The sequence below is a fragment of the Bifidobacterium sp. CP2 genome (genome assembly GCF_018555635.1).
Taxonomy (GTDB): Bacteria; Actinomycetota; Actinomycetes; order Actinomycetales; family Bifidobacteriaceae; genus Bifidobacterium; species Bifidobacterium saguinibicoloris.
This window is the reverse complement of sequence record NZ_JAFEJX010000001.1, coordinates 260,830-274,620: the sequence shown is the minus strand read 5'-3', so window position 1 is coordinate 274,620 and position 13,791 is coordinate 260,830. Positions and strand designations below refer to the sequence as shown.

Sequence of the window (13,791 nt, the reverse complement as noted above, 5' to 3'; positions counted from 1 at the left end):
GGCGGTTCCCGCCGCGCGCTGATAAGCTGGGACCAGCAGCCGGGTCGACGGAGGTCCGGCGTGATCGAAGGGATCTGATCATGGGAGCGGTATTGGGAACGTTGATGGGGCTGGTGCTCCCCATCGTGGTGGTCGTCATCGTGCTGCTGTGCACGTCCGTCTACATCGTGCCGCAGCAGCAGGCGTACATCATCGAACGGTTCGGCAAGTTCCAGTCGGTGCAGTTCGCCGGCATCCACATGCGCATCCCGTTCGTCGACCGCATCGCGATGAAGACGAACATGCGCGTCAACCAGCTCAACGTGCAGCTGGAGACCAAGACGCTCGACAACGTCTTCGTCACCGTCGTGGCGTCCACCCAGTTCCGCGTCAACGCGCAGAACGTGGCCACCGCCTACTACGAGCTGCGCGATCCGGCCGGCCAGCTGCGCTCCTACATGGAGGACGCGCTGCGCAGCGCCATCCCCGCTCTGACGCTCGACGACGCGTTCGCCCGCAAGGACGACGTGGCGTTCGACGTGCAGAAGACCGTCGGCGCCGAGATGAGCCGCTTCGGCTTCACCGTCGTCAAGACGCTCATCACCGCCATCGACCCCTCGCCGCAGGTGAAGAACGCGATGGACTCCATCAACGCCGCCCAGCGCGAGAAGGAGGCCACGCGCCAGCGCGCCGAGGCACAGCGCATCCAGATCGAGACGCAGGCCGCCGCCGAGGCCGAGAAGACCCGCCTCCAGGGCGAGGGCCAGGCGAACTACCGCCGCGAGATCGCCAACGGCATCGTCGACCAGATCAAGAGCCTGCAGGCCGTGGGCATGAACATCAACGACGTGAACAACGTGGTGCTGTTCAACCAGTACCTCGACGTGATGCGCTCGCTGTCCGAATCGAACAACGCGAAGACCGTGGTGCTGCCCGCCTCCACGCCCGGCGGCTACCAGGACCTCTACGAGCAGGTCACCAAGGCCATGCTCACCGCCTCCGAGACGCAGGGCCGCTGAGCCGCGTCGCGGGGCCGCGCCACGGGTTACGATAGGACACATGACGCGATACAAGACGCCGGCCGCACCGCCTGCGGCCGGATGGGACCTGCATTGCCACACCGTGTTCTCCGATGGCACCCGGACACCGGCGCAGATGGTGGACGAGGCGCGGCGTCGCGGCCTGCACGGCGTGGCCATCACCGACCACGACACCGCCGCCGGCTGGCCGGACGCCGAACGGGCCGCGCACGAGGCCGGACTGCCGCTGATCCGCGGCACGGAGATCACCGCCGACGACGACGGCGTGTCCGTGCACATGCTCGGCTTCCAATACGATCCGCGCAACGTGCGCATCTCCCAGCTGTTCGCCTCCACCCGCAAGGCGCGGCTCGAACGCACGAAGCACATGGTGGAGCGCATGGCCGAGGACCTGCCCATCACCTGGGAGTCCGTGCTGGCGCAGGTCAAGGAGGGCGGACGCACCACGGTGGGCCGTCCGCACATCGCGGACGCGCTGGTCGCAGCCGGCGTGTACCGCACCCGCTCGGAGGCGTTCGCCGACGCGGTGAGTGCGGGCTCGAAATACTACATCCCCACGCCCTCGCCCACCACGCACGAGGTGGTGCGCGCCGTGGGGGAGGCGGGCGGCGTGGTCGTCATCGCCCACGCCGGCGATCCGAGCCGCAACCGTCGCCTGCTGACCGACGCCCAGATCGAGGCGCTCATCGAGGAGGGACTCGACGGGCTCGAGATATGGCATCGCGGCAATCCGCCCGAACAGCGCGAACGGCTGCTCGCCATCGCGCGGCGCCACGGGCTGCTCGTCACCGGCGGCTCCGACTGGCACGGCGCCGGCAAGCCCAACGTGCTCGGCGAGAACCTCACCGACGACGCCACCGTGCGCGAGATCGTGCGTCGCGGCGCCATCGCGCTCGTGGAATAGATCGTGGAACAGACGTCATCGGCCGGACACCGCCGGCCGGGTATGGGAAGGCCCCGCGGCGTGCGCCGTGGGGCCTTCGTCGATGGGATGCGACGCGTCGTCCGTCACAGGGCGCCGAAGCCGACGGCGTGCTTGGTCTCCGAGCCGACGATGGCGTAGCCGAGCGCCCCGGCCGGCACGATGATGCGGCGGCCCTTGTCGTCGGTGAGGGCGATGGGCGTGCCCTCGGCCACGGCCTTGGCGATCGTGTCGTTCACCGATTCCGCGGATTCCTCGGTGCTGAAGGTGACGGTGCGCGCCACGTTGCGGATGCCCAGTTCGATGTCCATGTTGCTCCTTCGTAGGTGGTCCTGTCCGCGGTTCGTATGGTCCCGCGGTCCGATTGTTCCATTGTGCCCGTGCCGGCCGTCCGGCCGGTCCGGGCGGCGTCGTTTTACGCGTTGGGCGTGGCCGTGACCTGCGCCTCGCCGGTGTCGTCCGGGTCGACGTCTTCCGTGTCTGTGGCGTCCGGGGCCTGTCCGTCCGGGGTCGCCGCGTCGGAGGCGTCGTCGGCGGGGGAGGAGGCGTCGTCGGAGGCGATGGCATCGTCGGCGACGGAACCGGCCGCCGTGACGTGCGCCTCGCCGGTGTCGTCCGGGTCGACGTCCTCCGTTTCGGCGGCGGACCGGCCGTCGGATTCCGACGTTTCGGACGTTTCGGACGGCTCCGACGTTTCGGAAGCGTCGACGGCGACGACCTCGTCGAACGTCTCGTCGTCGAATTCGAGGCTGGCGCGGGCGTCGCGCAGCGCACGCTCCTCGCGTTCCAGCAGCGGGATCACGATGGTGGCCGACGTGTCCGGATCGGGCTCGCGCACGGCGGCTTTGATGTCGCGCTCGCCGGTGTCGTCCGGGTCGACGTCCGACGGGACGGACGACACGTCCGCGGTCGTGGAACCGCCGCGGAACGCGATGGTCACCGACGAGTTCGGTTCGGGCATGTTCGGGTAGGAGGGCGGCATCGGCTGCGGCGACGTCGACCCGGTGCCCGCGTCGCGGACCTCGCCGGCCGCCCGGATCGGCGTGTTGTTCGTGTCGTCCGTCTCGCCGGACGGCACCGCGATGCGTCCCGCGGCCACGATGTTCGCCGACCCGGTACGGTCGTCCGCGTTCGCGGACACGTTCGCGACGGTCGCGGCGTTGCGGCCGGCCTCGGCGCGACGCCGTTCGCCGTCCTTGAGCAGCGTGCCTACGGTGATTGTCGACGGCGGATCGCCGGCGCCGGGCGCGTTCCCCGCGCCGGCCGCGGCCGGACGCGCGGAGCCGGGACGCTTCGCCGCCGGACGATCGGACGCCGCCTGCACGGTGATGCCCAGCTGGTGCGCCAGACGGTCCACCTGCGCCTTGAACTGGATGATCTTGGCGGAATCTCCGCGGCTCAGCGCCTGGATGAAATCGCCCACCTGCTCCATCTGCACCCACAGGTTGGCCCTGAGCATGATGAGATCGTCGAGACGGTTGCCCATCATCCGGCCGTATGCAGTGAGCACAGCGTTGCGATGCGATTCGTCGAGCTTGGCGAACACCCACGCCAGATCGCGCGCCGGATCGTTGACCTGCATGTTCTGCCAGTTGTTCACGGCGGTGATGGTCGAGCCGTTGAAGCGCACGTCGCCGTCCTCGAACCCACCGTGCACCAGGCACGTGGTGAACGACCACAGGCCCTCGGTGCCCATGATCTTCGTCCAGCTCGCCGTGATCTCCGGCGGCACGTGGCCGGCGTTCTTCAACCGGGCGATCCACGCGGTGAGCTGCGCGCGGATCTGACTGGTCACATGCACCGGATAGCCGGATTTCGCGATGAACATCGGGTTGAGACGATGGATGGCGCCGATCGCGGTGCCCATCGACGCGCAGTCGTCCAGCGTGAGCAGGTCCAGCGGACGCTCGCGGCCGTCCTGATGCTTCGACACCATCACGGCGGTGTCGCCGGTGGGGCCGCGGCGGTTCGTGCCCGGCACGAACGCCACCACACGGTCGAGCGCGAAGCCGAGCCCGCCCGGCTCGCGCGCGTCGGCCAGCGCCCTTGCGGCCTTCACGCGCGCGGCGAGCCGCTTGCGCCCCTCCTCGTCGTCGGAGGCGTACACGTCGTACGTCGTGCCGGTCACGTCCCGGACCTGCGCCTGGTCGACGCCGTTCGTGCGCGTCACGCCGGGGAACACGCCGGCGACGGCGACGGACGGCATGGCGGCGGAGGCCAGGGCGGCCAGCATGAGTTCATTACGTTCAGTCACCCTTCCAACACTAATACAACGACGCCCGCGCGAGCGGCGGGACACGTCGCGGCGGACGCCGGCGGACGGTCGGACGCGCACGGACCCGGACAGGCCGCGACGGTCCCGCGGGCGGACCCGCCATGTGGCCATGCCGGTTGCCACAATGAGAGCCATGGATGTGGCATTGGAGGGATTGGACGAGGCGCAGCTGGCCGCCGCCACGGCGTTGGAGGGGCCGGTGCGCATCATCGCCGGCGCCGGCGCCGGCAAGACGCGCACGGTGACGCGGCGCATCGCCCACGCCTGCGCCAGCGGCGCATGGGATCCGGAACGCGTGCTCGCCGTCACCTTCTCCGTCAAGGCCGCCGCCGAGATGCGCGTGCGGCTGGGCGGCCTCGGCGTGGGCGACCGGGTGCGCGCCGCCACCTTCCACGCGGCGGCGCTCTCCCAGCTGCGCCGCGTGTGGACGCACGTCTGCGAGGCGCCGTTCCCCCGATTGGCGGAGGACCCCCGCGACGTCACCGCCCGCGCCATGCGCCGCGTCGACCCCACGTTGGACGAGGACGACGTGAGCGTGCGCGCCGTGCGCGACGAGATCAACTGGGCGAAGATCTCCCTGGTCGCGCCGGACCAGGTGGAACGCGTGGCGGCCGTGACCGGACGGTGCCGTCCCGCAGGGCTCGAGCCCGAGCGGTTCGCCGACGTATACGACGCGTACGAGCGGGAGAAGACCGTGCGCGGCGAGATGGACTTCGACGACATCCTGCTCATGGCCTGCCACGTGTTCGAGGAGTTCGGTGAGGAGACCGAGCCGATCCGCCGGTCCATCGGCTGGCTCACCGTGGACGAATACCAGGACGTCTCGCCGCTGCAGCACCGGCTCATGCGCCTGTGGCTGGGGGACAACCGCAACGTGTGCGTGGTGGGGGACCCGGCGCAGACCATCTACTCGTTCGCCGGCGCGTCCAGCTACGACCTGCTCGCCTTCGCCGACGAGTTCGCGCCGCTCGCGGCGGACATCTCCCTGAACACCGACTACCGTTCCACGCCGCAGATTGTCTCCTACGCGAACCGCGTGCTCGCCGCCTCGCCGGTCCGTCACGAATACCTTCGGCTCTCCTCCGGCCGGGACGGCGGACGGCGCGTCGAACGCACCGTCTACGAGACCGACCTTGACGAGGCCCGCGGCGTGGCGGCGCGCATCGCGCGGCTCGTCTCCTCTGGCGTGAACCCCTCGGACTGTGCGATCCTCACCCGCATCAACGCACAGCAGGCCGTCTGCTGCGCCGCGCTCTCGCGCGTCGGCATCGGATACCGGGTGCGCAGGGACTCGGGCGGAGCGGGGCCGACCCCCGTGGCCGACCTGGACGCCGCGCAGCGCGTGGCCATGGCGCAGACGCTGCGCGAACGCGACGAGGCGCGGCGCGCGGCCGGCGGTGCCGCCGGCGCCCCGGGTCATGCGGACGGCGACCTCAGGGCCGTCATGGCGAAGCTGGGCCGCGTCACCGTCTCCACCGTGCACGCCTCGAAGGGCCTCGAATTCAAGCACGTGTTCGTCATCGGATGCTCGGAGGGCCTCATGCCCTATGGCTCGCCGGCCCCCGGCGACGCGCTGGAGGAGGAGCGGCGGCTCATGTACGTGGCCGTCACGCGTGCCGAGGACACGCTGCACATGTCCTACGCCAGATCCAAGGACGGCTCGGGGCCGCAGCAGCGCAGGCTCAGCCGTTTTCTGAGCTGAAACAGGACGGCGTCGGACGCATCGCGTCCGACGCCGTGGTCATGCGCACTCCGCGCCTGTCCATCCCGCGCGGGAACCCGGGTCAGTTCCCGGACTTCGCGCCGTCGTCCGGGGCGTCGCCGTCGGTGCCGTCACCGGACGCGTCGTCGGACGCATCGGAGGCGCCGCCGTCCTCACCGAGCAGCTTGGACAATTCCGCATCCCAATCGGTGCCGTCGGACGCGGCGCCGGCCGCGGAACCCGCGGCGGGGGAGCCCCCGGCGGGATGCGCCTGGTTCGCGCCGCCCTGCGCACCGGCCCCGTCCTCGGCGAGCACCGGCAGCAGGTCCGGATGCGACCACTTCGCGTCGCGGGCGTCCACGCCCTCCGCCGTGGTGGTCATCTCCCACAGGTTCGCCGCCTCGCGCATGCGCTTCGGCCGCAGCTCCAGACCCAACAGGCTTTCGAAGGTGCGTTCCGCCGGGCCTCCCACCGCGCGCTCGCGGCGGATCATCTCACGCAGCTGCTCGATGTGCGGGATGTGGGCCATGCCGGCGCGCCACACCACGCAATCCACCCAGCCCTCGACCATGGCGAGCAGCGATTCGAGCGCCGCGAGCGCCTCCTTCTGCTCCGGCGTGTCCGGAATGCCCACCTTGGTGAGGTTCACGGCACCGGAGATCGAATCCGGGTCGAGCGCGCCAGCGTCACGCAGCTGCTCCTCCATTGCATCCAAGTCGATGGAGATGCCGCGCGCATACTTGCCGATCAACGCCTCGAAGCGGGGCATGAGCCACGGCACGGCCGAATAGAGACGCGCGTGCGCCACCTCGCGCAACGCGAGGAACGCCATCACCTCGTCGGCCGGAATCGGATCGGGACGGGCGAAATCCTCGAACAGCGCCTTGACCTGCGCGTCGTCGGCGTTGGACGGAACGTCATCGGACGCGTCCGTCGAACCGGACGGAACGCCGTCGGACGGCGCCTTCGCCGACGTGAAGCCGATCGGATTGCCGGAACCGGACTCCGACGCGTCCGCATCATCCGCGTCCTTGCCGTTCACGCCGAACACGTCGGCGTTCAGCTGCCTCGCGTACTCCTCCACGTTCTGCGCCACCAGCGCGCCCGCCGGACTGGACGACAGCGCGATGCCCTGGTCGAAGCCGCCGTGCACCTCGCGGCTGAGCGAGCCCGCCGCATGCCCCAGCTGCATCGCGAACGACGTGTTGCCGAGCAGCTTGAGCAGCTGCTTCGGATCCTTCATGCCGTCCGGGATCGGAATCGGCACCGGACCGGCGAACATGCCCGCGACCTCGCCGTCGAACGCGCCGCCGAGCCGCTCGGACAGCACCGAGGACAGGGCCTCGCCCATCGAGGCCGCCACCGGCGCGGCGAACTTCGCCCACGCGTCCAACGTGTCCTCCACCCAGCCGGCGCGGGTGAGCGCCTTCGGCTCGCCCGGCGCCGGATCGAACGCGCACGCGGTGTCCAGCCACAGGTTCGCCTCGCTCATCGCGCGGCGCACCTTCGCGCCCTCCTGCGCGGAGACCGAGGGCCACGAGCCGTCCGCGTTCGCCTGCTGCAGCGCCAGCGACTTCGCGAGCTTCACGTTGATGGGGCCATCCTCCACCACCTGGCGCATGTCGCCCATCGTGTTGAGCCCGCCGGCGGTGAACGCGGCCATCATCTGCTGCACCTCCGCCGGATTCGGCAGCGTGCTCGGATCCTGGCTCATGAGCTGCTCGCGAATCGAATCCGGCAGCTGCGAGATCTGCTGCCAGGCGAGCTCGCCCTGTACCGGGCCGAAGCATTTGATCAGCCACTCGTGGATAGCGTTGTCGTCCATGTTCGTGCCTCTCTGTAGCGGAACCCCGCGGGAGTCCCGGCGTGACGGTCGCTCCCCGTCCGGTCGCTCCCATCTTGTTGCTCCCATCTTAGGAGGGGAGGCTCCCGTTTCGCGCAAAGCGTGCGCTGGTATGATGCCCGGTATGTCGATTCTCGAACCGGTCCGCGCGCGCCTCGACGGCCTCGGGGCGGCCGTGACGCGCTACCTGCGCGCCCGTTCGCCGCGGTATCTCGCCGGCGCGTGCGCCGTAGTGTTGTGCGTGGTCACGCTCTGCCTGCCGAGCGCCTACTCCACCGAATGGCCCGGCCCCACGCGCGACGTGCTCGGCACCGTGGATGTGGACGGCGGGACCGAGCACGTCATCGACGTCTCCGGGGCGGCCACGCACAAGGACTCCGGCAGGTTGCTGCTCGTCACCGTCTCCGCCAACGGCGTCCCCGGCTATCCGGTGACCAACGCGGAGGTGGTCTGGGCGCTGCTCGACCCCGCGCGGACCGTCATGCCGCGCGAGGCCGTGGTGGCCCCCGGGCAGACCACCGGCGAATACCGCGAGGAGACGAGCAAGGAGATGTCCTCCTCGCAGGAGAAGGCCGTCAAGGCCGCCAAACGGTTCCTGAAATCCCAGGGGTTCGACGGGTCCGCGCTCGCGAAGCTCGACGTGACGATGCACGTGGACGACATCGGCGGCCCGTCCGCCGGCATGATGTACACGCTCGGCCTCATCGACAAGCTCACGCCCGAGGACGAGACCGGCGGCAAAACCATCGCCGGCACCGGCACCATCAGCGCGTCCGGCAAGGTCGGGGCCATCGGAGGCATCCGGCTCAAGATGCGCGGTGCGAAACGCGACGGCGCCACCTGGTTCCTCGCGCCCGCCTCGAACTGCGACGAGGTCGTGGGCCACGTGCCCGCGGGACTGCGCGACGTGAAGGTCTCGACCATCGACGAGGCGTACGAGGCGCTCGTCGCCATCGGCAAGGGGAAGGGCGCGGACCTGCCGCACTGCACGGCCTGATACGCTCCCGTCCGGCCGGTTTCCCGCGCCGCCCAACGCGACGTCTCACTATTCATCGTGTGTTAACGCGTGTGTTCGTCGTGTGTTGGTATGGTGTTGTCCTGTGAATCAAACCGCATCGCAGAACGCTGAGGAATTTGGCTTTAAGCCCGGAGACATCGTGCAGGAATGGCTGTGGGATGACGACGTGGACGATTCGATCCGAGAGAAGATCGAGGATCTCACCGGCGAGGACCTCGTCGACGAGGATTACGACTCCGCCGTGGACGGCGTGATTCTGTGGTGGCGTGACGGCGACGACGAGGACGAGCTGTCCGACACGATCGTCGACGCGTATGCGGTGGTCGGCGACGACGGCCCGCTGTGGGTGCTCACCCCCAAGCCGGGACGTCCGGGCGCCGCCAGCTCCAGCACCGTGCAGTCCGCGGCGAAGACCGCCGGTATGAACGCAGCCACGCCGATCACCGTGAGCCCCGATTGGAACGGCATCCACCTGCGCGCCTACGGCAAGGGACGCTGACGGCCGAGGCGGAATCGAACGGCCAAGAACGACGAAAGGCTTGGAACCACGTGAGGGTTCCAAGCCTTTTCCATTGCGCGCCGATGGGCGTCCGTGGGCGATGAGGGGCTCGAACCCCCGACATCCACCGTGTAAAGGTGGCGCTCTAGCCGACTGAGCTAATCGCCCGCAAGGGAACACCATAGCGCAGGCACCGCCGTGAAGGCAAACGGAGGATGTCCGGCACTCTCTTATATGTGCATTATGTGAAAATCAGTGGTTCCGGTGTGCCGGGTGGGGAATCAGGCCTGCTTTTCCCGGGTTTTCGCAGTCCCATGTCACCATTGCGTCGCATCGGTCACGTAAGGTGGCTCACAGTACCGTTTGTTCCTCTAGGAGGTTGATAGCCCATGGCGCAGCAATCCGAAGCCGGAATTCCCAAGGCGGGCAAGCGCAAGTGGGGATACGACCCCGCCCAGGTCGACGCGTTTCTCGAACGCGCGCACGCCCTGTACGACAGCGAGGGCGCACAGCTGACCCAGCGGGACATCCAGAACGTCTCCTTCGACCTGACGCGCGGCGGATACGTCATCGCGCAGGTCGACGCGGCGCTCGCCCGGCTCGAACGCGCCGTGGTCGACAAGCAGACCACGTGGGAGATCTCCCAGCACGGCCGCGTGGCGTGGAAGGCGCAGACCGAGGAGCTGTACCGCGAGATCGCGCGTCACGCCGACCGCGGCGCGGGCGAGCGCTTCGGCTCCGGCAAGCCGCGCGTCCCCTCCTACGACCGCAAGCAGGTCGACAAGCTCACCGACCAGATCGTCGACAAGTGCGCCGCCGACCTCGACCTCGACGGCGTCTCCCGCAAGGACGTGAAGGGTCTGGAGAACGTCACGGCCGAGTACGTGGCCAACGCCGTGTTCACGCAGCGCAAGGGCAAGAAGGGGTACGACGAGCGCCAGGTCGACTATTTCCTGAACTCGTGCGTGGAACTGCTCAGCCGTCTCGAATCGTTCGAACGCATCGCCGACTATCTCAACGCGGACGGCACGCTCGACGCGGATGCCGCGCCTGCCTCTGCTGCGAAGGCCGAGGAGCCGGCGCGGAACGCCGACGGCGTCGCCCCGCTGTTCCCCGCGTCGACCCCGCGTCCCGCCGCCCCCGTCCAGGAGCCGTCCCAGGGCTTCGGCCAGGCGGCCTCCTCCGAAAGCTTCGATGCGCTGAGCCAGGCCGAGCAGCACCTGTTCTCCGCGCCCGCCGCGCAGACGCCCTCGCCGGCGGTGTCGGTCCAGCCCGCGGTGTCGGTCCAGCCGGCCGCCTCCGCCACGCCGTCGTTCCTGCCGAAGCCGGGCGACGTGCCGTCCTTCGCGTCGGCGCCCGCATCGCCCGTCCCGGCGTCCACGCCCGCTCCGACGGCGGCGACCCCGTCCGTCCAGCCTTCCGCGACGGCCCCGGCCGCGGTCCCGCCGTCGTTCACGCCCACGGCGTCCGCGACGAGGCCGGTCTCCGTGACGCCCATTCCGGTGACGTCCGCGCCGGCTCCTTCCATGCCTGCACCGTCCGTCATGCCGACCACGTCCATCGACGTGTCGGCGGCGGCCCCGGCCTCCGATTCCTCGCTCGCCGCGCTGTCCCGCGCCGCCGTCCCGACCGTGACGCCAGCGCCGGTGACGCCCGCGCCGGCGTTCCCCGCGTACGAGGCGCCGAAGGCGGCCGACACGCCGTTCTCGCCGGCCCCCGTCGCCTCGCCGTCCGTGACGCCGGCCACGACGCCGTCCGTCTCCCCGTCCTGGAGCCTGCCGACGTCCGACGTCCCGTCCACCCCTACGGCCGCGCCGACGTCCACGGTCACCTCCGCTGCCGCGCCGGCCCCCTCCACGCCGTCCGCGGGGACGCAGACCCGTCACGCGGCCCACGCCGCGCACACGGACGCCCCGTTCTCGCTGCTGTCCACCACCAGCAACGACCTGGAGATTCCGGACCTGTCGTTCCCCACACTCACTCTCGGCAACGCCAACGCCAACGAAAAGAAGCAGCAGTGATCCACAGCAACACCGTCGTCATCCTCGGCTCCACCGGTTCCATCGGCACGCAGGGGCTTGACGTCATCTCCCGTCATCCCGAACGGTTCACCGTCACCGGACTTGCGGCGGGCGGCTCCCACATCGACCTGCTCGCGCAGCAGGCCGCGCGGTTCCGCGTCCCGCAGGTCGCGGTCTACGACGCCTCCAAAGCCAAGGCGCTGCGCGAGGCGCTCGACCAGGCCGGCGCCCCCTACACGCAGATCCAGGCCGGCCCCGACGCGGTCGTCGCCATGGCCGGCTCCGGCGCCTCCGTGGTGCTCAACGGCATCACCGGCTCCATCGGCCTCGAACCCTCGATCGCCGCGCTGAAGGCCGGATCCCAGCTCGCCCTCGCCAACAAGGAATCCGTCGTGGCCGGCGGCCACCTCCTGTTCGGCGCGCGCGTGCGCGAGGACCAGATCAACCCGGTCGACTCCGAGCATTCCGCCATCTGGCAGTCGCTGCGTTCCGGCACCCACGCCGAGGTCGCACGTCTCGTCGTCACCGCCTCCGGCGGACCATTCCGCGGCATGAAGCGCGAACAGATGACCCACATCACGCCCGAACAGGCGCTGAACCACCCCACGTGGAACATGGGCCCGGTCGTCACCATCAACTCGTCCACCCTGATGAACAAGGGTCTCGAGGTCATCGAGGCGTCCCGCCTGTTCGACGTGCCGCCCGAACGCATCGCCGTGACCGTCCACCCGCAGTCCATCGTCCATTCGATGGTCGAATTCGTCGACGGCGCCACCATCGCCCAGGCCTCGCCGCCGGACATGCGCCTGCCCATCGCGTTGGGCCTGTCCGCGCCGGACCGCATGAGCGACGTGGCCGCCGCATGCGACTGGACGAAGGCCTCCGAATGGACGTTCGAGCCGCTCGACGACGAGGCGTTCCCCGCCGTCTCCCTCGCACGCCAATGCCTTGCCGCCTCGGAGAAGCACACGGCCGTCCTCAACGCCGCCAACGAGCAGGCCGTGCACGCGTTCCTCGACCATCGCCTGCCGTACCTCGGCATCGTGGACACGGTCAAGGCCGTGCTCGACGACATGGACGCCGAACTGCGCGGCGACCCGCTGTTCCGTGACGTGGAGGAAATGGAGCGACTCGAGCTCGAGGCCCGCCGCAAGGCCGACGAACTGATAGACAGGCAGTAGCGCATTATGTTCCGGTGCTCCCGCTGACGGCGTCCCCGTCAGCGGGAGCACGCATGTAATCCCACGGATACCCGAGGAATGGTGACATCGTTGAGCATTGAAACCCCGTCCGCAAAGCCCTTCCGCAAGACCGGCGACCCCGTCGAGCTGACCAGCGAATCGCCGCTGCACCCGCGTCGCAAGTCGCGCCGCATCATGGTGGGGCCGGTGCCGGTCGGAGGCGGCGCGCCCATCTCCGTGCAGTCGATGACCAACACGCTCACCGCCGACGTGCCCGCCACGCTCCAGCAGATCGCCGAGCTCACCGCCGCCGGCTGCGACATCGTGCGAGTCGCCGTGCCGAGCCAGGACGACGCCGACGCGCTGCCGGAGATCTGCCGCAAGTCGCCGATCCCGGTCATCGCCGACATCCACTTCCAGTCGAAGTACGTGTTCCAGGCCATCGACGCCGGTTGCGCGGCCGTACGCGTCAACCCGGGCAACATCCGCAAGTTCGACCAGGTCGGCCCCGACATCTGCAAGGCCGCCACCGATGCGGGCATTTCACTGCGCATCGGCGTCAACGCCGGCTCGCTCGACAAGGAGCTGTACGCCAAGTACGGCGGTCCCACCCCGGAGGCCCTCGTCGCCTCCGCGCTCAAGGAGGCCCGCATGTTCGAGGACGTCGGCTTCCACGACTTCAAGATCTCCGTCAAGCACCACGACGTCATCACCATGGTGCAGACCTACCGTCTGCTCGCCTCCAAGGGCGACTGGCCGCTCCACCTCGGCGTCACCGAGGCCGGCCCGCAATGGCAGGGCACCATCAAGTCGTGCCTCGCGTTCGGCGCGCTCCTCGCCGAAGGCATCGGCGACACGATCCGCGTGTCCCTGTCCGCGCCGCCCGTCGAAGAGGTGAAGGTCGGCTGCAAGCTGCTCGAATACATGGGCCTGCGCCCGCGCAAGTTCGACATCATCTCCTGCCCGAGCTGCGGCCGCGCGCAGGTGGACGTCATCCAGCTCGCCTCCGCCGTCACCGAAGGCCTCAAGGACATCACCGCGCCGATCCGCGTGGCCGTCATGGGCTGCATCGTCAACGGCCCGGGCGAGGCGCGCGAAGCCGACCTCGGCGTCGCCTCCGGCAACGGCAAGGGCCAGATCTTCATCAAGGGCAAGGTCATCAAGACCGTGCCCGAGGACCAGATCGTCGAGACGCTGCTGACCATCGCCAACGACATCGCCGCGCAGATGGAATCGGAGGGCAAGGTGCCCGAAGGCTCCACCGGACCGGTGGTCGTGCCCATCCAGCATCCCGGACGCTGAACGGCGGCC

General features: G+C 69.6%; 10 protein-coding genes, 1 tRNA gene and 1 pseudogene. 8 read left to right on the top strand and 4 right to left on the bottom strand.

Features of this window, described 5'->3' with window-relative positions; genetic code table 11:
- Positions 1-80: 80 nt before the first annotated feature.
- Positions 81-998: an SPFH domain-containing protein gene (locus tag JS531_RS01085; protein WP_214311403.1), complete on the top strand. Its 918-nt coding sequence runs from the start codon at positions 81-83 to the stop codon at positions 996-998.
- A 40-nt stretch (positions 999-1,038) separates the two neighbouring features.
- Positions 1,039-1,923, top strand: a complete 885-nt coding sequence (locus JS531_RS01080) for a PHP domain-containing protein (protein WP_214311401.1) — start codon at positions 1,039-1,041, stop codon at positions 1,921-1,923.
- A 104-nt stretch (positions 1,924-2,027) separates the two neighbouring features.
- Here JS531_RS01080 and JS531_RS01075 read toward each other — a convergent pair whose 3' ends face one another.
- Together JS531_RS01075 and JS531_RS01070 are read right to left on the bottom strand one after the other, a co-directional pair.
- Entirely contained in the window at positions 2,028-2,252 is a 225-nt protein-coding gene (locus JS531_RS01075) for a DUF3107 domain-containing protein (protein WP_214311400.1), read from the bottom strand.
- A 347-nt stretch (positions 2,253-2,599) separates the two neighbouring features.
- Positions 2,600-4,174 (bottom strand): annotated as a pseudogene (locus JS531_RS01070) (phosphotransferase); the annotation flags it as partial.
- 166 nt (positions 4,175-4,340) lie between these two features.
- Here JS531_RS01070 and JS531_RS01065 point away from each other — a divergent pair.
- Positions 4,341-5,918: an ATP-dependent helicase gene (locus JS531_RS01065; protein WP_214311393.1), complete on the top strand. Its 1,578-nt coding sequence runs from the start codon at positions 4,341-4,343 to the stop codon at positions 5,916-5,918.
- A gap of 82 nt (positions 5,919-6,000) precedes the next feature.
- Here the strand turns inward: JS531_RS01065 and JS531_RS01060 are convergent, their stop codons facing one another.
- Positions 6,001-7,743 (bottom strand): zinc-dependent metalloprotease, encoded by a 1,743-nt coding sequence (locus tag JS531_RS01060; RefSeq protein WP_214311391.1) that lies wholly within the window; start codon positions 7,741-7,743, stop codon positions 6,001-6,003.
- 142 nt (positions 7,744-7,885) lie between these two features.
- Between JS531_RS01060 and JS531_RS01055 the strand changes: the two genes are divergently transcribed.
- Positions 7,886-8,758, top strand: coding sequence for a S16 family serine protease (locus tag JS531_RS01055; protein WP_240541970.1), 873 nt, complete (start codon positions 7,886-7,888; stop codon positions 8,756-8,758).
- 103 nt (positions 8,759-8,861) lie between these two features.
- The gene (locus tag JS531_RS01050; RefSeq protein ID WP_214311389.1) at positions 8,862-9,278 is read left to right on the top strand and encodes a DUF3052 domain-containing protein; all 417 of its coding nucleotides are present in this window, start codon (positions 8,862-8,864) and stop codon (positions 9,276-9,278) included.
- 94 nt (positions 9,279-9,372) lie between these two features.
- Here the strand turns inward: JS531_RS01050 and JS531_RS01045 are convergent.
- Positions 9,373-9,446 (bottom strand) — tRNA-Val (locus JS531_RS01045).
- Between the two features lie 221 nt (positions 9,447-9,667).
- Between JS531_RS01045 and JS531_RS01040 the strand changes: the two genes are divergently transcribed.
- The 3 genes from JS531_RS01040 (at position 9,668) to ispG (ending at position 13,782) form a co-directional block, all read left to right on the top strand.
- Positions 9,668-11,299, top strand: coding sequence for a DivIVA domain-containing protein (locus JS531_RS01040; protein ID WP_214311387.1), 1,632 nt, complete (start codon positions 9,668-9,670; stop codon positions 11,297-11,299).
- Positions 11,299-12,480 carry a 1-deoxy-D-xylulose-5-phosphate reductoisomerase gene (gene dxr, locus JS531_RS01035; protein WP_214311652.1) on the top strand — a complete coding sequence of 394 codons (1,182 nt, stop codon included), beginning with the start codon at positions 11,299-11,301 and terminating at the stop codon, positions 12,478-12,480. The genes JS531_RS01040 and dxr overlap by 1 nt, the downstream gene beginning before the upstream one ends.
- A gap of 78 nt (positions 12,481-12,558) precedes the next feature.
- Positions 12,559-13,782 (top strand): flavodoxin-dependent (E)-4-hydroxy-3-methylbut-2-enyl-diphosphate synthase, encoded by a 1,224-nt coding sequence (gene ispG / locus JS531_RS01030; RefSeq protein ID WP_214311385.1) that lies wholly within the window; start codon positions 12,559-12,561, stop codon positions 13,780-13,782.
- Positions 13,783-13,791 lie beyond the last annotated feature (9 nt).

Bases quoted from the DNA above. Each gene is read 5' to 3' on its own strand.
- ispG (WP_214311385.1), top strand. From the start codon at position 12,559: ATGGTGACATCGTTGAGCATTGAAACCCCGTCCGCAAAGCCCTTCCGC.
- JS531_RS01080 (WP_214311401.1), top strand. From the start codon at position 1,039: ATGACGCGATACAAGACGCCGGCCGCACCGCCTGCGGCCGGATGGGAC.
- JS531_RS01075 (WP_214311400.1), bottom strand. From the start codon at position 2,252: ATGGACATCGAACTGGGCATCCGCAACGTGGCGCGCACCGTCACCTTC.
- JS531_RS01040 (WP_214311387.1), top strand. From the start codon at position 9,668: ATGGCGCAGCAATCCGAAGCCGGAATTCCCAAGGCGGGCAAGCGCAAG.
- JS531_RS01085 (WP_214311403.1), top strand. From the start codon at position 81: ATGGGAGCGGTATTGGGAACGTTGATGGGGCTGGTGCTCCCCATCGTG.
- JS531_RS01055 (WP_240541970.1), top strand. From the start codon at position 7,886: ATGTCGATTCTCGAACCGGTCCGCGCGCGCCTCGACGGCCTCGGGGCG.
- JS531_RS01060 (WP_214311391.1), bottom strand. From the start codon at position 7,743: ATGGACGACAACGCTATCCACGAGTGGCTGATCAAATGCTTCGGCCCG.
- JS531_RS01065 (WP_214311393.1), top strand. From the start codon at position 4,341: ATGAGAGCCATGGATGTGGCATTGGAGGGATTGGACGAGGCGCAGCTG.